General features: G+C 32.2%; 17 protein-coding genes and 1 rRNA gene. 16 read left to right on the plus strand and 2 right to left on the minus strand.

All coding sequences use genetic code 11. The features are described from left to right. Positions 1-11: 11 nt before the first annotated feature. From rplS to NNL09_RS24620, 12 genes are all read left to right on the plus strand, one after another. Complete coding sequence (gene rplS / locus NNL09_RS24565) at positions 12-362, plus strand: 50S ribosomal protein L19 (RefSeq protein WP_025663964.1); 351 nt, start codon at positions 12-14, stop codon at positions 360-362. 968 nt (positions 363-1,330) lie between these two features. Then, complete coding sequence (locus tag NNL09_RS24570; protein ID WP_196911407.1) at positions 1,331-3,556, plus strand: NADP-dependent isocitrate dehydrogenase; 2,226 nt, start codon at positions 1,331-1,333, stop codon at positions 3,554-3,556. 196 nt (positions 3,557-3,752) lie between these two features. Then, on the plus strand, positions 3,753-4,292 hold the full coding sequence (locus NNL09_RS24575) for an RNA polymerase sigma factor (RefSeq protein ID WP_025663962.1): 540 nt from the start codon (positions 3,753-3,755) through the stop codon (positions 4,290-4,292). A 4-nt stretch (positions 4,293-4,296) separates the two neighbouring features. Continuing rightward, a complete protein-coding gene (locus NNL09_RS24580) occupies positions 4,297-4,833 on the plus strand; it encodes a hypothetical protein (protein WP_025663961.1) in 537 nt (178 codons plus the stop codon). Beyond that, a complete protein-coding gene (locus tag NNL09_RS24585) occupies positions 4,814-5,920 on the plus strand; it encodes a hypothetical protein (protein WP_196911406.1) in 1,107 nt (368 codons plus the stop codon). Before NNL09_RS24580 ends, NNL09_RS24585 begins: the two co-directional genes overlap by 20 nt. 122 nt (positions 5,921-6,042) lie before the next feature. Beyond that, positions 6,043-6,714: a hypothetical protein gene (locus tag NNL09_RS24590; protein ID WP_196911405.1), complete on the plus strand. Its 672-nt coding sequence runs from the start codon at positions 6,043-6,045 to the stop codon at positions 6,712-6,714. A gap of 25 nt (positions 6,715-6,739) precedes the next feature. Then, positions 6,740-6,922, plus strand: coding sequence for a hypothetical protein (locus tag NNL09_RS24595; RefSeq protein WP_152538263.1), 183 nt, complete (start codon positions 6,740-6,742; stop codon positions 6,920-6,922). Positions 6,923-7,088: 166 nt separating this feature from the next. After that, positions 7,089-8,279 (plus strand): serine hydrolase, encoded by a 1,191-nt coding sequence (locus NNL09_RS24600; protein WP_196911404.1) that lies wholly within the window; start codon positions 7,089-7,091, stop codon positions 8,277-8,279. Positions 8,280-8,507: 228 nt separating this feature from the next. Next, the gene (locus tag NNL09_RS24605) at positions 8,508-10,886 is read left to right on the plus strand and encodes a TonB-dependent receptor (RefSeq protein ID WP_196911403.1); all 2,379 of its coding nucleotides are present in this window, start codon (positions 8,508-8,510) and stop codon (positions 10,884-10,886) included. Positions 10,887-11,004: 118 nt separating this feature from the next. Further along, a complete protein-coding gene (locus NNL09_RS24610; RefSeq protein ID WP_196911402.1) occupies positions 11,005-11,820 on the plus strand; it encodes a DUF4249 family protein in 816 nt (271 codons plus the stop codon). A 160-nt stretch (positions 11,821-11,980) separates the two neighbouring features. Next, positions 11,981-12,793: an N-acetylmuramic acid 6-phosphate etherase gene (gene murQ / locus NNL09_RS24615; protein WP_025663954.1), complete on the plus strand. Its 813-nt coding sequence runs from the start codon at positions 11,981-11,983 to the stop codon at positions 12,791-12,793. Beyond that, entirely contained in the window at positions 12,783-13,016 is a 234-nt protein-coding gene (locus NNL09_RS24620) for a DUF6095 family protein (protein ID WP_025663953.1), read from the plus strand. The genes murQ and NNL09_RS24620 overlap by 11 nt, the downstream gene beginning before the upstream one ends. 22 nt (positions 13,017-13,038) lie before the next feature. Here the strand turns inward: NNL09_RS24620 and NNL09_RS24625 are convergent, their stop codons facing one another. Further along, positions 13,039-13,548 (minus strand): DinB family protein, encoded by a 510-nt coding sequence (locus NNL09_RS24625; protein ID WP_025663952.1) that lies wholly within the window; start codon positions 13,546-13,548, stop codon positions 13,039-13,041. 299 nt (positions 13,549-13,847) lie between these two features. On the opposite strand from NNL09_RS24625, the gene NNL09_RS24630 reads away from it, so the two are divergent. From NNL09_RS24630 to NNL09_RS24645, 4 genes are all read left to right on the plus strand, one after another. Beyond that, positions 13,848-14,666, plus strand: coding sequence for a hypothetical protein (locus NNL09_RS24630; RefSeq protein ID WP_025663951.1), 819 nt, complete (start codon positions 13,848-13,850; stop codon positions 14,664-14,666). A 169-nt stretch (positions 14,667-14,835) separates the two neighbouring features. Then, positions 14,836-16,047, plus strand: coding sequence for a DNA polymerase IV (locus NNL09_RS24635; protein WP_255518929.1), 1,212 nt, complete (start codon positions 14,836-14,838; stop codon positions 16,045-16,047). Between the two features lie 134 nt (positions 16,048-16,181). Beyond that, the gene (locus NNL09_RS24640) at positions 16,182-19,142 is read left to right on the plus strand and encodes a DNA polymerase III subunit alpha (RefSeq protein WP_196911401.1); all 2,961 of its coding nucleotides are present in this window, start codon (positions 16,182-16,184) and stop codon (positions 19,140-19,142) included. A gap of 132 nt (positions 19,143-19,274) precedes the next feature. After that, positions 19,275-19,478, plus strand: coding sequence for a hypothetical protein (locus tag NNL09_RS24645; protein WP_152538262.1), 204 nt, complete (start codon positions 19,275-19,277; stop codon positions 19,476-19,478). A gap of 114 nt (positions 19,479-19,592) precedes the next feature. On the opposite strand, the gene rrf is transcribed toward NNL09_RS24645, so the two are convergent. Then, a 5S ribosomal RNA gene (rrf, locus tag NNL09_RS24650) occupies positions 19,593-19,700 on the minus strand. Between the last annotated feature and the right edge of the window lie 135 nt (positions 19,701-19,835).

A 19,835-nucleotide genomic window follows, 5' to 3' on the forward strand; every position in this document is an offset into this window, starting at 1 on the left:
CTATATCAAAAATGGAAGATTTAGTAAAATTCGTACAAGACGAATTTGTTGCAAAAAAAGAAATCCCTGACTTCTCTGCAGGTGATACCATCACTGTTTATTACGAAATTAAGGAAGGAAACAAAACACGTACGCAGTTCTTTAGAGGAGTTGTAATCCAAAGAAGAGGTTCTGGATCTACTGAAACATTTACAATCAGAAAGATGTCGGGAACTATTGGTGTAGAACGTATTTTTCCAGTAAACTTACCAGCACTTCAAAAAATCGAAGTGAATAAAAGAGGTAAAGTTCGTAGAGCTCGTATATTCTACTTTAGAGGACTTACCGGTAAAAAAGCACGTATTAAAGAAAAAAGAAATTAATTCTTATTTCTTTAACAAATCAAAAAGACCGTTAATTTACGGTCTTTTTTTTATGAACAAAAGTTAATAACACAAGTTCATAAACTGTTGATAATTAATATAATAAGAATTAACAGACCGCAAATCAATTTTCCTTATATTTATAATTAGAATATATATAGTACATGATGACACAAGGATTCTTGACTATATATCTAAACAAACGTTCTCTGAACATACTAAGACCAGTTTAGAATTAAAATAAATATAGAACGAAAGTTATTTTTTTGAATACATCCTTGAAATCACTTTAAGGGCTTTACTTTAGGATCATTTCAAAATGAAATTCAGAAGAAAAAATTAAGTTTTGACACCTTTTTAATTGTAAATGGCATTTGACTATCCGGGTGAAAAACTGAAAAATTACAAAAGTAATTTAGAAACACAAACACACGTATTAGTCGTAAGAGTAGAAATAAATTATACAAATCCTTATTTGACAAATTTAAATCTGCTCAAAATTGAAAATAAGTACTAATGTAATAAATAACGAAAGTTTTTATTTAATAGCGGGTAAAACAGCTAACATTATGATTATTTTCGATGAAGCCATATCAAAATATTCGTATTCTTGATATGGCTTTTTATTTTGAGAATACCTCTAAAAACAGATCAAAATTTCAACATCTTACATTTTTTTCACCATAATATTCAATAAACTACAATTCAATTCTCTCTAATTCAAAACTAACAACACACAGGTTGCATTTAGGTGACTAGATTTGTATCTTCGCGCTCGGAAATCTATGACTACAAATATTGTAAATTCTAATAGTATCAATCCTAAAAAGATCAACCAATATTGTTTGTCTAAGAAAAATTAAACGACTAATTATTTCCTTACATAAATAGTATAATAAAATTAGGGTGTCTACTACTTTTCAGGTATTAAAAAAACCTCTGGATCCCTAAATAAAAAAACCAAAAATATGGGAGTTGATAACTCAAAAATAGTGTACACCAAAACAGATGAAGCACCAGCTTTAGCTACCTATTCTTTTTTACCTATAGTTCAAAAATTTACTAAAGCAGCAAATATTAATATTGAAACAAAAGATATATCTCTTGCTGCGCGAATTTTATCTAGTTTTCCCGAAAAATTAACCGATAAGCAAAAACAACCTGATGCATTAGCAGAATTAGGGTTGCTTGCTCAGACACCAGAAGCAAACATTATTAAACTACCAAACATAAGTGCTTCTGTACCGCAATTAAAAGCTGCTATTGCAGAATTACAACTTCAAGGATTTGATCTTCCAAGCTACCCTGAAGAGCCTGAGAACGATGCAGAAAAAGAAATTAAAAGTCGATACGATAAAATAAAAGGTAGTGCAGTAAATCCTGTTCTAAGAGAAGGAAACTCTGATCGTAGAGCGCCAAAACCAGTAAAACAATATGCTAGAAAAAACCCACACACTATGGGGGCATGGAGTGCTGATTCTAAAACTCATGTAGCCACCATGTCTAGCGGAGACTTTTGTTCAAACGAAAAATCAGTTACTGTTGATAAAGCTGGAGATGTAAAAATTGAATTTGTAGATCAAAATGGAAGCACAACAACTCTAAAAGAAAAAACAACGTTACTCGAAGGAGAAGTTATAGATGCTTCGGTAATGAGTAAAAAGTCACTTATTGCTTTTCTAAAAGAACAGATAGCCGATGCCAAAGAAAAAAATGTATTGTTTTCTTTACATATGAAAGCAACAATGATGAAAGTTTCTGATCCTATCATATTTGGTCATGCTGTAGAAGTTTTTTTTAAGGATGTATTCGAAAAACATGCTGCTACTCTTGAAGAAATTGGTGTTGAAGTAAACAATGGTTTTGGAGATCTTATCAATAAATTAAAAAAATTACCGGATACCAAAAAAACAGAAATAGAAGCTGATATACAAGCATGTTACGAAAAAGGGCCAAAACTAGCAATGGTAAATTCTGATCAGGGAATTACTAATCTACACGTACCAAGTGATGTGATTATCGATGCCTCTATGCCTGCAATGATACGTAATTCTGGTCAGATGTGGGATGCACAAGGAAACACACAAGATACCAAAGCAGTTATCCCAGATAGTAGTTATGCTGGCATATACCAGGAAACTATAGATTTTTGTAAAAAACACGGAGCCTTTGACCCCACCACTATGGGAACCGTTCCTAATGTTGGACTTATGGCCAAAAAAGCCGAAGAGTACGGTTCTCATGATAAAACATTCGAAATTCAAGGTAACGGTACGGTTCGTGTTATCGATACTTCTGGAAATATACTAATAGAACACCCAGTAGAACAAGGTGATATCTGGAGAATGTGTCAAACCAAAGATGCCCCGATAAAAGATTGGGTAAAGCTTGCTGTAAACAGAGCAAAAGCAACAGCTACTCCTGCAATCTTTTGGTTAGATAAAAATAGAGCTCATGATGCCGAGTTGATCAAAAAAGTAAACACATATTTACCAGAACATGATACTACTGGATTAGATATTAGAATCATGTCTCCTATTGAAGCAACTCGCTTTTCTTTAGAAAGAATTAAAGATGGTAAAGACACTATTTCGGTAACAGGTAATGTTTTACGTGATTATAATACCGATCTCTTCCCTATTCTAGAATTAGGTACAAGTGCAAAGATGTTATCTATTGTTCCTTTAATGAATGGTGGTGGTTTATTCGAAACCGGTGCAGGAGGTTCTGCTCCAAAACATGTGCAACAATTTAATAAAGAAGGTCACTTAAGATGGGATTCTTTAGGAGAGTTTCTGGCTCTTGCAGTATCTCTAGAACATCTGGGAGAAACCAATAACAATACCAAAGCTTTGGTTATTGCAGAAGCACTTGATCAAGCTACTATCAAATTTCTTGAGAATAAGAAATCTCCTTCTCGTAAAGTAAATGAACTAGATAACCGAGGAAGTCATTTTTATCTGGCACTATACTGGGCACAAGAACTTGCAGAACAAACTCAGGACAAAGAATTACAAAACGAGTTTGCCATAGTTGCCAAACAACTTGCAGATAATGAAAATAAAATTATCAACGAGTTAAATGATGCACAGGGTAATACTGTTGATATGGGAGGGTATTATTGGCCAAATACAGATAAAATTTCTACTGCAATGCGTCCAAGCGAGACACTTAATGCTATTATTGAAAAATAATATAAGTAGACTATACCAATCAAAAAAAGCCTGTGAAATACTAATTTCACAGGCTTTTTTGTAATACCCACCTATTTCTTTATCAAAATATTTATATTAATTTCTTATTACGTGCAACCCTTTGGTTTTTAAATTGTCAATGATAATAACCAAAAGAAAAGTACTTTTAAAGAAATTTACAATCAAGTAAAACTAATTGGAAACCAATATTCTTTATACGCATAAAGATCTTGTAGAAAAAAGCAAGTCTGGTGATAGGAATTCGCAATACCGATTATATGAGCTCTATGTAGATGCTATGTATAATGTAAGTATGCGCATGCTAAGCATAAAAGAAGATGCAGAAGATGTCGTACAGGATAGTTTTGTAGAGGCTTTCAAAAATTTAAAATCTTTTAGATACGAAAGTACTTTTGGTTCCTGGTTAAAGAGAATAGTAATTAATAAAAGTTTAAATCATTTAAAATTAAAAAAAATACCAGTTACACCTCTTGACCAACATGAATATCATATTAGTGAAGAAATAATTGATCCTGTTAAACCTAAAGATATTAACAAAATAAAAAAGGGGATCAAAATACTTCCAGATGGATATAGACAGATCTTAAGCCTTTATTTAATCGAAGGGTATGATCATATAGAAATTGCTGAGATACTAGGTATTACTATTTCGACTTCGAAATCACAGTATCACAGAGCAAAGAAAAAATTAATTGAAATTGTAAATACACTATAGTACAATGGATGATTTTGAAAAATATATAGCAGAAAATAAGCATTTATTTGATGAGCATAAAGCAGATAAATCAAAAATCTGGAATGAAATTGAGTCTAATTTAGACACTTCAAAAACAATTCGCCTGTGGAGGTCTCCTCTAATAAAAATAGCTGCGAGTATTTTGATCCTTATAGGAACTTTCTCAGTAGTAAACTTAGTCGTATCAGGATTTAATAATAACACCCAAAATAATATTGTACATCAAGAATTACGAGATATTGACACCTATTATAAGGATCTGGTATCTTTTCAGGTACAACTTGTCAAAAACAATTCAAAATTACAACCTGAAGACAAAAAGAAATTCTTGTCTTTTATGGATGAATTGGATGAAGAATACAATGCTCTTAAAACCGAAATGGCAAAAAACTTGAACAATGAATACATTTTAGAAGCCATTGTTAATAACTATAAAAAAAGAATCGAATTGATCGAAAACCTGTTGAAACAGATCAATGATTCTAAAAAATCGAATGAAAATGAAGGCTATATCTTATAAATATCTTTTACTGATGCCCATACTGCTATTTTTTGCAAATGGTATATGGGCGCAGGAAAAAGTATCAAAGAAAATTGAAAAAACGTTTCCGTTAACCAATGCAGGAGAATTACATTTAGAAAATAAATACGGAAATATAACTATTCAAGGATGGGAGAAAAAAATAATAAAAATCGATATTGACATACAGGTTGTTAAAAAGAAAAAAGAAGATGCACAAGAATTGTTAAAACGTATTAATCCTACAATTAATAATACCGAAGATTTTGTAAGTATTTCTTCTGTAATTGAAGAAAAGAATACAAGTATGATTTCTAGATTCTTAAACAAAGAACTCTTCAACAAAACAAGTTTCTTTGATTTTGACAAAGGTAATATTCAGATAGATTACACTGTCTATTTGCCTTTTAATGCCGAAGTTAATATTATAAATAAATTTGGAGATATCATTATAAGTGAATGGAACGGAAAGCTAAAAGCCAATGTACAGCATGGCGATATGTGGGTAAATAAAGATCTTAATAACGCAAGTATAGAAATGAAATTTGGAAAGCTAAAAACCAAATCTATTACTTATGGAAACATCCGATTTAAAAATGGAGAAATCGACATAGAGTCATCTAATGATCTTAAAATAAATAGTAGCGGTACAATTGTAAAAATTGAAAATGTAGAATCACTAGAAATACACTCAAGTAAGGATCAGGTTACCATTCAAAAACTTGGAAGTATTCAAGGTAAACTTATGTTTAGCACTATGAATATAGATGCCGTACACGAAAACATTAATCTGGTTACAGAAGTAGCAGATGTTTGGGTATCCAAAATTCAAAAAACCAATGCTAATGTAACCATCGATCAGGAATCTTCAGAACTAAGTATCAATGTCTCAGGAATGTCCATAGATTTTAATGCTTCTCTCGAACAAGGACTGCTAAGAATTCCTAAATCGTTTACAAATATAAAAACCGATGTGATTGATAAACGAAGAAAAATCAGAGAAATTAGCGCCACTTATGGTAATAGTGGTTTAAAAGGACAGTTCCATATCACAGGTAGAAAGGGAGTGGTTGTATTAAAAGAATGAGTACACACCTCTTTTTTAATTGCTCTAGCAATCATTGATTATGATAAATTTAACAGTATAGAAACGAATTACATGCAACTATTATAAATTTAACTTGTCAATGATATAACAAATCAAGTATAATGAGACACGTAAAAACTATATTACTTTTTGCATTAACCAGCTATATTTGTCCGAGTATAGCCCAAGAATCACAGAATTATATAGAATTCAATGACCGAAAAAATATTGTACATGGTGTTTACCTGGGGATACATGCAGGTTATGGAGAAATTGAAGGCAAAGAAACCTATATTGCCGGACTTAAGATCGCCTATGTTGCTAATCAGAAATTTGAAATTGGTTTTGTAACAAAAGGCCTCTTTTCTAATCAAAACATTCCAGGAATTTTCTCTCCAGAGATTGCAGATCTGGGAGCAGTTTATTCAGGTCTTCATTTAGAACCAATATTATTTAGTAAAGCCAAAATTAATCTTTCTTTTCCGGTATTAATAGGTGGTGGTGCAATGGGATATATTAATACTAACTGGAGTGATGAAGAAGAAGCTGAACGATACCAAGAAGATCAATGGGATGCAATATTTGTTGTAGAACCAGGAGTTAATATTTTGTATAATATTTCGAGATACGTTCAGTTAGAAATGGGAGTTAAGTACAGGTTCTCTAGTAAAGCAGAACTATCACCAGATACAATTACCAGAATCAATGGTTTCTCGGCTGGATTCGGTGTAAAAATGGGAGTATTCAATCTTGGAAGAAATCGCTATAAAAAAAACATACCAAATCATGAATGAATTAAAAACAAACCACAAAAAAAGCATGAACGTTGTATATGTCTTTTCAGAAAACGACAAGGTTTATGTTAAAAACAGTACATGTTCTGAACCATCTAATCAAACTTCAATAATCTATGAAGAATGGTTTCCCATTAATTTTCAATGGAAATCATTAATGGATTTAAGAAAAAATATGAGACTTCAAAATGCAGACGAAAACTATTAATTAAAGAATACTTTCTTATATAGTTTCCCTGTAACACCTACCCCTACAAAAATACAAATAACTAATAATCAGATTTTTAAATAAATCCGACATGATATCTATTGCCTAATAATTTAATTCTAATGCTTTAAACATTTTAATTATCATTTTAAAACCTAAAAAACAAATGAAAAAGGTAATCTCTTTACTGCTTCTTTTTGTAATTTTCTCTTGCGGAATAGATGATGATATTCTTCATACTCATATAGAATTGCAAAAATTATATGACGAATCAGAATTAGCAGGGCTTTCTGTAGCAATAGTTAATAATAGAAAAGTACTCTATAAGAATTCTTTTGGATATTCAGATATCAATAAAAATAGAAGGTACACAAATCATACAATTCAAAATATTGGATCTATATCCAAAACTTTTATTGCACTGGCGGTAATGAAAGCTGTAGAACAAGGTAAATTGGATTTGGACACCAACATTAATACATATTTACCATTTGATGTAATACATCCATTTCATCCCGAAAAACCAATTACCGTTCGACATCTGGCAACTCATACTTCTGGGATTACAGATAGAGAAGTATATTATAAAAGCTATGTATTTGAAAATCCTGCTCAGGTAGATGTATCTATTTATCCCGAAGATTATCAACCTATTGTAGAATTAATTAAAACGAATGTAAAAATTGATGAATCCGTCTTTTTTGAAAATGTATTGTCTACATCGGGCCCATGGTATTCTCAGGGTAGTTTTACAGAAAATGCTCCCGGAGAGAAATATGATTATAGCAATATTGCTGCAGCTCTAGCAGCTTTTGTTGTAGAAAATGCTACTGGTATCTCTTATGAAAACTATACTCATAAATACATTTTTGACCCACTACATATGGATGCCACAGGATGGAGCTTTAGCGACGTAAATATGCAGAATCACGCTACACTGTATTATGCAAAAGATTTTGAAGTTCCCAGATATTCCCTGGTTACTAAAGCAGATGGTGGACTAATAACCAGTACTTCAGATTTTAGTAAATACTTGATAGAAATGATGAGAGGCTATAAAGGGAAAGGAAAATTATTATCAGCAGAGTCCTATGAAGAAATGTTTCGACTTCAATCAAAATATAATGAAATCAAAGAAGCAATGGGTGGTATTTTTTGGGGTATCAATAACAATAATACAATAGAACACACTGGTGGTGACCCAGGTATAATTACAGCATGCATGTTTGATCCCATAAAAAACAGAGGGTATTACTTAATGACAAACACAAGTGAAGAATTTAATATTAATATCGAAAGATCAATAGAAAAAATCTGGAATACATTAATTAATGAAAATCCTAATCGTAACTATTAAATCAATAATTAGCCTCTAATTATATAGTAAGATTTCATCACGAAGTTTTACTATATAATTAAGGTTAACACAACAAGACCAATTAAACTTTAAAACAAGTATAATTCAAAACACAAGAAAAAATTAGTACTAAAAGCGATAATTAACAATAAATTAATTGTAGAACTCGTAACATATTTCTTCCTTTACGGTTTACATTATTAGTACTAATTGATAAAATACTTTCTTTTGAAAAAACACATATTATCTGGTCTCATATTAGTATTCTTATCATCATTCTCAATTCAAAGTCAGGAAAAATTTACATTAAGCGGAGTTATTTCAGAAAAATCCAGTAACGAAACCCTTATCGGAGTCAATGTTATATTTCCAGAAATAGCAAAAGGTATAGTTACCAATGAATATGGTTTTTACTCCATCACCTTACCTCAGGGAAAATATAAACTACAAGTTAGTTATTTAGGATTCACAGATCGTATACTCGAAATTGATCTTAATGAAGATAAAAAACTTAATGTTCAACTTACAGAATCTTCAGAGGTTCTCGATGAAGTAATCATTACAGACAAGACAGAAAAACTAAGCATTAAAAACCCCCAAATGAGTATTAATAAACTCACTGCAGGAACTATTAAACAAATCCCTGTTGTTCTGGGAGAAGCCGATGTGATCAAATCAATTATCCTTTTACCAGGAGTAACTAGTGGTGGCGAAGGAGCGGCAGGATTTAATGTACGAGGAGGGTCAACCGATCAAAATCTTATTTTATTAGATGAAGCTACTATTTTTAATTCTTCTCATCTTTTTGGTTTTTTCTCTGTTTTTAATCCAGATGCAATAAAAGATATCAAGCTTTACAAAGGGGGTATCCCTGCTAAATATGGCGGTCGCGTATCATCTGTATTAGACATTTATCAAAAAGAAGGAAATAGCAAAAAATACAGAGTTAATGGTGGTCTTGGGGCAGTAGCAAGTAGATTACTGGCAGAAGGCCCTATTGTAAAAGATCGAGGTGCATTTTTGATAGGAGGTAGAGCTTCTTATGCTCATCTTTTTTTGCCTCTTTTTGATAATGACAATGTTGCATATTTCTATGACCTCAATACAAAACTAAATTATAAAATTAATGACAATAATAACTTATACCTGTCTGGTTACTTTGGTCGAGATGTATTTGCTATAGATGGAGTTTTTAAAAATACGTACGGTAACACGGTGCTCAACCTAAGGTGGAATCATCTGTTTTCAGATAAACTATTTTCTAATCTATCCCTTATATATTCTGATTATTTCTATGGATTAGAACTCGATTTTGTAGGCTTCGAATGGGATTCTGGAATCAGAAATTTTAATCTGAAATATGACCTTAAACATTATATTAGTGATAATTTTCAGCTTAATTATGGTATTAACAATATCTATTTTAGATTTAATCCTGGTGAAATAAAACCCAATAGTGCAGATTCTGGAATTAATAGAGAAAAACTTATCGATAAATATGCAAATGAATTTGGTGCCTATATCGATGCAGAACACAAAATCTCTAATAACCTAACCCTTCAATATGGGCTTAGGCTAAGCAATTTTGTTAGACTAGGGCAAAATGAGCTTAATATCTATGAAAATGACAACCCTCTTTTATTTAATGAAGAATTGCAGATTTATGAAGATGCAAAACCAATAAGTACAGAAAATTTTAGCAGAAGTGATCAAATAAAAACATTTACCAATTTAGAACCCAGAGTAGCTCTGGCATATGCTTTTAACGATAATACTTCAATAAAAGCTAGTTATAACAGAATGGCGCAATACCTTCATTTATTATCAAATACCAGCTCCCCTACTCCTTTAGATGTATGGACTCCTAGTGGTAAATACATAAAACCACAATTGCTGAATCAATATGCTCTAGGGTATTTTAAAAGTATTAATGATGATAACTACTCTCTAGAAACAGAAGTTTTTTATAAGGATATAAAAAATCGTATCGATTATATCGATGGTGCAGATCTAATTGCTAATAATGCTATCGAGCGAGATATTTTAAATGGAGAAGCCCGTGCTTATGGTTTAGAATTTTTATTAAGAAAAAATAAAGGGAAGTTTAAAGGTTGGCTTGCCTACACCTTATCAAAATCAGAACAAAGAACCCCTGGTAGAACACCACAAGAACCAGGGATCAACAATAGCAAATGGTATAGTACTCCATATGATAAAACTCATGATATATCCTTTAACGGAAGTTATGAATTAAACAAAAAATGGAAATTTGGCGCTAATTTCATATTCCAAACAGGACAACCAACCAATTACCCTACAGGGCAGTTCGAATTTCAAGGATTAGTAGTCCCTGTGTTTGATGGACCACGAAATAGTGAACGATTACCAGCATATCATAGAATAGATATATCAGCTACTTTAACACCAAGGAAAAACAAAACCAGAAAATGGCATGGAGAGTGGGTATTTAGTATCTATAATGTATATAATCGTAAAAATGCAGCATCAATTACTTTTAGAAGAAATCAGGATTCCTATGTAAATGAAGCCGTGAGAACTTCTATATTTGGGATTATACCAGCTGTGACCTATAATTTTAAATTCTAATACATGAATATAATTAAAGGTTTATATAGTAATCAAGAACTATACACTACACTAATAAAAACAAGTATGATGTAAATTTTAGTTTTGATCACTGAAAAGAAAATTAGAAACAGAAACAATGAAAAAATTAATCTATATACTGGTAATTCTAATAACATCGATTAGCTGTGAAGATACAATTGATATAGAGGTCCCCAATGGAAAACAAAGATTAGTAATCGATGCTTCTTTTGAATATTATCTAGACGAAAATCCAGTTGATATCGAAGGTGGAGTAAGGCTTACATTATCGGCTCCATTCTTCGACAAAGAAACTCCTACTGTAAGTGATGCCACCGTTTTTATCACAGATCTTTCTAATAATTCGATTATCAATTTTACCGAATCAACAGAGCCAGGGTTTTATACCCCAGACTCAACTACATTTACTCCAGAATTCGATACGACATATCAACTTACCGTTATCTACAACAATGAAACTTTTATTGCCACTGCGCAACTTATTCCTACTGTTCCTATTGATAATGTAGTGCAAGGTGATAATACTTTATTTGACGACGAGACCGAAATTATTATTTTCTTTACAGATGACGGAACTCGTGATGATTTCTACCTTTTTGATTTTGATTTCAGTTTATTTCTGGCAAGCGAAGATCGTTTTTATCAAGGCGAAGCATTCAATTTCTCTTATTTCTACGAGGATATGGTAAACGGCCGTAATGTAACCATCAAGATATTAGGAATTGACGAACGCTATTACAACTATGCAAACCTACTTATCGAACAAAGTGAACAAGAAGGAGGAAATCCATTTCAAACACCTCCTGCTCTACTAAGAGGCAATATCATTAACACAACCAATATTGATAATTTTGCCTTGGGATATTTTAATATTTCTGAAGCTAATCGATTTGATTTTACTATAAAAGAATAACCTATTCTTATTGGGCTCATTCTATTTTTGAGTTTGTCGAAAATAGTTTCTCCCTTAAAAAAGGATTGTATTTTATAAAAAATCATAGAAAGTCTAAATAACTTCATTAAAAAAAGAAAGTTACTTCCGTCTTCAAATCAAAAATGAGTATTTTTGAAGCATGTCATTTACAAAAACTACAGAGCAATCCTCAAAATATGATCATTTAGAGAAAATGAGTATTAACGAGTTGCTTTCCAACATAAACAAAGAAGATAAAACAGTTCCTGATGCTGTAGAAAAATCTATTCCGCAGATTGAAGCTTTGATCGCTCAAATTGTACCAAAACTTAAAAATGGCGGTCGGATTTTCTATCTCGGAGCCGGGACAAGTGGCAGATTAGGAATTGTAGATGCCAGCGAATGCCCACCTACTTTTGGTGTTTCTCCCGATTTGGTTATTGGATTAATCGCTGGAGGTGATACTGCAATTCGTAAATCTGTAGAATATGCCGAAGATAGTACAGAACAAAGTTGGAAAGAGTTACAAGAATATCAGATTTCAGAAAAAGATGTCGTTATTGGTATCGCAGCTTCAGGTACTACTCCATATGTCATAAGTGCATTACAAAAATGTAATGAACATAATATTATTACAGGATGTATTACCTGTAATGAAGGTAGTCCTTTAGCCATCACTGCTCAATTTCCTATTGTTATTACCGTAGGTCCCGAGTTTGTAACCGGAAGCTCTCGTATGAAAGCCGGTACTGCCCAAAAACTGGTGTTGAATATGATTTCTACAGCCACTATGATTCAATTAGGGCGAGTAAAAGGGAACAAAATGGTTGATATGCAACTTAGTAATAATAAATTAGTAGATCGTGGAATACGTATGATCATGGAAGAATTATCAATCGATCATGCAAAAGCTTCTGCGATATTAGAACAGTACGGAAATGTACGTGATGCAATAAGCCACTATGGAACCTGAAAGAACAAATAAAGAACTATTAGGTAAAGGAGTGCAGCGAATGGCTATAGCGCTTATTTTTATGTTTATTAGCCCGGTTATTATTCATTCTGCTTTTAAAAATCAGGATCATCCGTTATATATCCCTATATTAATATTAGGAATAATTGGTGCAGGATTTGCGATATTTATGGCATTTAGAGGTTTAAGAACTATTATGGAATCAATATTTGGCAAAAAATAAAATAGTTTACAATCATTTTTAACTAAATCCCCTCTCTTTTACTAATCGGTGTTGTCGGGTTATAACCAAATCCCGGAATTTTTATTTCTACTCCTAGCCGATTAAGAATATATCCGATAGTTGCATAATGATGTACCGCATGACTATTGGCATGAGCAAGAATACTCTCTAGTGTGTAGTTTACAGTTACTTTTCCCTGTCCCAAATTATCAGTAACATGAATTAGGTAATCCGTATTTGTATCAATATAAGATAGTAATGTTTCCTGAAGTTGGTATATATGATGTATCGCAGACTCCTTATCTGTAGATAATATTTCATCTCGTTTACGAGCTGTTAGATCAATATTGTTAGAGTCTAACCCATGAATTATACAGTCAAAAAAATCAAGAGTATGGCGTATATGTGAACCTATACTAGAGTAATATGGCCCAACAGAACTATTTTGATATGTAGTAGAATCTATAGCGTTAAGTAAATCTATAGCGCTACTAAGATTATAATTTATTGAAGAGATAACTAATTGTTTCATGAGCCGTTTAGACGTAAGATACATAATTAACTTACAAATTTTATAGATAAGCCTATAAAATTAATTTTTAAAAAAGTTATATCGTAAATAATATTACATGCAAATCATCGTTTAGGTATTGATTTACAGTAACAATCACCCTATTTTCTCACACACAGTAGGATATTTATCACCAAAAATAAGGTTTACCCGTAAAAACTAAGACAAAATGCGTGTTTCGTCGATTAATGACTGTTTTTTTTGGATATTATATATAAAATATTGTATTATTGCTATGTGATTTAAAAAGCCCCCAAAGAATGAAAAAAATTGCACTTATCCTATTTTTGTTATGTTTTATCCCCAGAACTAACGCTCAAAATATATACGACGATGCCTTAACTGCTGCCAGTTATGCATACTCGCACAGTAAAAAAGCGCATGGGGCAAATAACGTCTTTCATACCCAAGAATATGCCGATAAAGCTATAGAAGCTTTCCAGAAAGTAGAAGATTTGGCTGATAAATGTGGTTGCAAAGAAGCAAACGAAACCGCATATAAAGCTAGAGTTGATATGGAAAGTTCGTTAGAACAAGATACCTACGAACGTAGTAGATATTTTGCTAAACGCGCTAAAGAATTGGGATCTCAACTTCTAGAACAATTAACTTCTTGTCAGGCTAATGGTGATAATTATTCAGATGCAGATGTAGCCTCTACAGAGGGAGAAAACGAATTGGCAGAAGCCACTCAAGAAGTCGCTAGCAAACAAAAAGAATTAGAAGAAAAACGTCGTCAGTTAGAAATCGAACAACAAAAACTCGAACAACAAATAGCTGAGCAAAATAAGATGAAAGCCGAATTTGAAGCTAAACGTGCTGCCGAATTAAAAGCACAGTCATTAATGAAATCAAAAGCCGAAATGGCATTACAAAAATTAGAAAGCGCACTACAAGAATTAAGTGTAGTTCTAAATGAAGAGTCTAAATTCGTATCACAAGCTGATTATGTGCGAAGTGAAAATGACCTAAAAAACGAATCACTCGACGATACAAAAACATTCTATGTAAATAGAGCAAAAGAACTTACCCAAACCGCTATGCAACAATTTGCCGGTTATAATATGGTAGAAAATTAATTAATGCTGAATTTTATTTTGTAGCCCCAAAATAAAATTTTTACGAACGACATCTCTCCTCTTGCGAGATGTCGTTTTTTTTTTTGCCCTGTTGTGAATAAAAAAATTGTTATAAAACAATAATTATGGAATAATTCCTTATTTTTGGAATTATTCCATAATTATTGTTTTGAGAACTATATTACATCTTGATCTAGACACATTCTATGTATCTGTAGAACGCATGATCAACAGCACTCTAAAAGAAAAACCACTTCTTGTTGGTGGAATTAGTGATCGTGGTGTTGTAGCTGCATGCAGTTATGAAACCAGATCCTATGGCATACACTCTGGCATGTCTATGAAAATTGCTAAAGAGCTGTGCCCCGAGGCCGTTGTTATAAAAGGTAATGCTGGAACATATAGCAAATACTCTGATACAGTTACAGAAATCATCAAAGAAAATGTACCTGTATTCGAAAAATCAAGTATTGATGAATTCTATGCAGATCTTTCTGGGATGGACAAATTCTTTGGCACTTATAAATATTCTTTAGAATTACGCCAAAAAATTATTTCCGAAACGGGGCTTCCTATATCTTTTGGACTTTCTGGTAATAAAGTAGTATCTAAAGTAGCGACCAATGAAGCAAAACCAAATAACCAGTTAAAGATAGATTTTGGCACAGAAAAACCGTTTCTGGCTCCGTTATCAGTTAAAAAAATTCCAATGGTAGGTGATAAAACATATCAAACTTTACGAAACCTAGGAGTTCGCTATATAAAAACGATCCAGGATATGCCTGTAGATGTAATGAAAGGAGTACTTGGAGTAAACGGTCTCACCATCTGGAAAAGAGCAAACGGGATAGATAACACCCCCGTTATTGCATTTTCTGAACGCAAATCAATCTCTACAGAAAGAACATTCGATAGAGATACTATAGACATCTACAAACTTAGAAACCTCCTTATAGCAATGACAGAAAACCTCTCCTATCAATTGCGTAGAGGAAATAAGTTAACTGCCTGCATTGCTGTAAAAATCAGATACTCTGATTTTAATACATATACTAAACAACTTAAAATACCATATACCAGCGCAGATCATATTCTTATCCCAAAAATTCTGGAGCTATTCGAAAAACTATATCAAAAACGATTATTAATTCGATTAATAGGAATACGATTTACCCATTTGGTTGGTGGCAACTACCAGATTAATTTATTTGATGATAGTGAGAAGCAGCTTAACTTATATCAGGCATTAGATAACATTAGAATTCGATATGGAGACCGAAGTGTAATAAGAGCCGCCGCTATAGGATCAACAACTATAGGCAGAATGCAAAACCCATTTAATGGACAGCCTCCTATTGTATTAGCCCATAGAAAACAATAGTTTTTACCCATCGATATCATAATAATGGCATCCGGGCGGGTTATTCACTATATCTTTTTCTGTTAATTCGAATGAATTAACAGAAAAAGGATGTCGTTGCTACCCCTGATGCAAAAGTCAAAACATGAAACTAAATGTATCTTAATTGTCACTCATACTATAGTTTACGTTTCGGAACTTTTTCTGAAATCGATCTCTTAGAGTTGGCCAAAAAAAATAATATAAACTGCCTTGCTCTAACAGATATTAACAATACCTCTGCCTGCCTAAATTTTGTTAGAAAAGCAAAAGAGTATGAGATCAAATCTATTGTAGGAATAGACTTTAGAAACAATCATCAACCTTTATATATAGGATTGGCAAAAAATAATGAAGGGTATAAAGAACTAAATGATTTCTTATCATACTATTCGTATAAAAAAACCGATTTTCCCAAAATAGCTCCTCCTGTAAAAAACGCCTATATCATATATCCTTTTGAATACATATTATCTATAAATAAAACCAATTTTACAGATAATGAATTTATAGGTATAGCTATAAAAGACATTCCAAAATTTCGTCTTTCTAATTTGCAAAAACTGAAAGATAAATGTATAGCACTACAACCAGTTACCTTCAGAAATAAAAAAGATTTTAATGCCCATCGATTATTAAGGGCTATTGATAATAATATACTACTAAGTCGTTTACCCAATAACCAACAGGCTTGTTTTTCAGAACAAATGATCCCGGATCAGGAAATAAACAATAAATTTTCAGAATTTGATTTCATTATCAAAAACACCCTTGCAATCCAGGAAGAATGCTGTATTAATTTTGACTTTTCAAAAAACAACCCTTCGCTAAATCCAAAAACATACACCAACAGTATACAAGAAGATAATAAATTACTTAAAAAGCTCTGCCAGGAAGGTCTTGCCTATCGATATCCAAATCCTCCAAAAAAAGTACTAGATCGCCTAAAAAAAGAACTATCGCTAATTACAAAAATGGAATTTGTTTCCTATTTTTTGATTAACTGGAGAATTATCTCTTATGCACAGAGCAAAGGATATTATTATGTAGGTCGTGGTAGTGGAGCAAATAGTATTGTAGCATACTTACTTCGTATCACAGATGTTGATCCCATAGAACTAGATCTCTATTTCGAACGGTTTATCAATACACACCGTACCAGTCCTCCTGATTTTGATATTGATTTCTCATGGAAAGATAGACAAGATATCACTCGATTTATTTTCCAGGAATTTAACAATGTAGCATTACTAGGAACCTACATTACTTTTCATTATAAAGGAGCAATAAGAGAATTAGGTAAAGTATTTGGTCTTCCAAAATTTGAAATCGACAAGTTAAGTGAAGGAGATTACGATTATAACTCTCTTGATCAAATTCATAAGTTGGTAGTCATTTATAGTAATCTTATACGAGGTATCCCTAATTACCTTAGCGTACATGCTAGCGGAATATTGATTAGTGAACACCCTTTACACTATTATTCTGCCACAGATCTTCCGCCCAAAGGGTTTCCCACTGTACAATATGATATGATTATCGCAGAAGATCTGGGTTTATACAAATTTGACATTTTAGGGCAACGTGGGTTAGCAAAAATTAAAGACGCAATTACAATTATAGCATACAATCAACCTGCATTAGCAAATTTTGATATTCATGATATAAAGAGGTTTAAGAAAGATAAAAAAATAAATACTCTGATACGAGATGCAAAATGCCTGGCTTGTTTTTATGTAGAATCTCCTGCGATGCGTATGCTTTTAAGTAAACTAAAAACAGATAATTACTTAGGGTTAGTAGCAGCAAGCTCAATTATACGTCCCGGAGTAGCTAAAAGCGGAATGATGCGGGAGTATATTTTACGGGAACATGACGTAGAAAGAAGAAAAAACTCACACCCGATTATGCTTGATTTAATGAGTGAAACCTATGGTATTATGGTATATCAGGAAGATGTAATTAAAGTAGCACATTTTTTTGCAAAACTAACCTTAGATGAAGCAGATGTATTACGTCGAGGTATGAGTGGTAAATTTAGATCGCGAAAAGAATTTAAAGATGTTAAAAATAAATTTATAAAGAACTGCAAAAATGAAGGTTATGCTGAATCCTTAATTTTTGAAATCTGGGATCAGATAGCAAGCTTTGCAGGATATGCTTTTCCAAAAGGACATTCTGCTTCTTATGCCGTAGAGAGTTACCAAAGTTTGTTCCTTAAAGCTTATTTTCCATTAGAATATCTAGTAGCAACATTAAATAATGGAGGCGGTTTCTACCGCCCCGAAATATATCTTCATGAAGCCAAAATATTAGGAGCTACCATACTAACTCCTTGTATCAATACTAGTAACTACGAACACACCTTAAAAGGCAAAAGTATATTTTTAGGATTAATGATACTAAGAAATCTAGAATATAAGGTTTCAGAAAACATTTTGAAGAATCGCTCTCAAAGTGGTCCATATACTTCTTTAGATAATTTTATTGATAGAGTACAAATAAGTATAGAACAGATTAGCATCCTTATTAAGATTGATGCATTTAGGTTTACTAATAAAAACAAACATGAACTATTATGGCAGGCTCATTTTAAAATAAACAGCATTCCATCAAATAATCACACTCAATTTCTTTTATTTAACCAAAAACGAGTATCACATACACTTCCAGAATTAAAAGTATCAAAACTAGAAACTATGTTCGAGCAAATTGAAGCTTTCGGGTTTCCACTTTGTGGTTACTTCAAAATATTAGCTACCACACCCAAAAACAGCAATAATGCGAATCAGCTATATGATTATCTAAATAAAAATATAGATATATACGGATATCTTATAGCCATGAAAAACACTAAAACTCATACAGGAAAACGTATGGCTTTTGGTACGTTTCTAGATCAGTTTGGCAATATCTTTGACACTTTACTATTTCCCAAGGTGCAAGAGAAATATCGATTAAGAGAAAAAGGTATTTATCGAATATATGGTAAGGTCGTTAAAGAGTTTGGTTTTTTGAGTATCGAAGTTATTAAAATCGTAAAACAAGACTATATTCAAGATCCCAGATATGCATAAACGAAACCAACTAAAAACAACACCATAACAATATTACTTTTTAGAATACTTTTCATTTTTTAAGTGATACATAATTTAAATTTTATAACTTCATATCATCATAAAAATTATTAACCTCTTAAATTAATCATTATGTATACAAAAATTCTAATTACGAAAGGTGTCAAAAAACTAAGCAAAACTGATCAATCTACAATTAAGGGAGCGCATTTTGGTGGTTGTAGACCAGGCGGTGGGTATACAGGGCAAAGTTGCAATACTTCAGACCAATGCAGACCTTTTGAACCAGGCTTCCCTGTCTTTTGTTCTCATGGCTGTTGTTATGGCGCTTTTTAACCAAAAACACGTATGATAATTAAAAATCCTCTTTATTTAAATAAAGAGGATTTTTATATTTAATATTTTAAATCATAAAAAAAAACCCTTCATTAAATAATGAAGGGTTTTCAAAGAAGGCGGTGACCTACTCTCCCACGATTGTAGTACCATTGGCGCTAACGGGCTTAACTTCTCTGTTCGGAATGGTAAGAGGTGAGCCCCGATGCTATAACCACCTTAAATCTTGATTAGTACCTGAGTAATCAGTAAGGAATATTCAGAGATTATATCTCTATATACACTATACTAATATCTCACTACTAACATAATATTGTTGACATATTGATTTAATACACGATAAAAGAACACTAAATA

The organism is Aquimarina sp. EL_43 (genome assembly GCF_943422735.1).
Classification (GTDB): domain Bacteria; phylum Bacteroidota; class Bacteroidia; order Flavobacteriales; family Flavobacteriaceae; genus Aquimarina; species Aquimarina megaterium.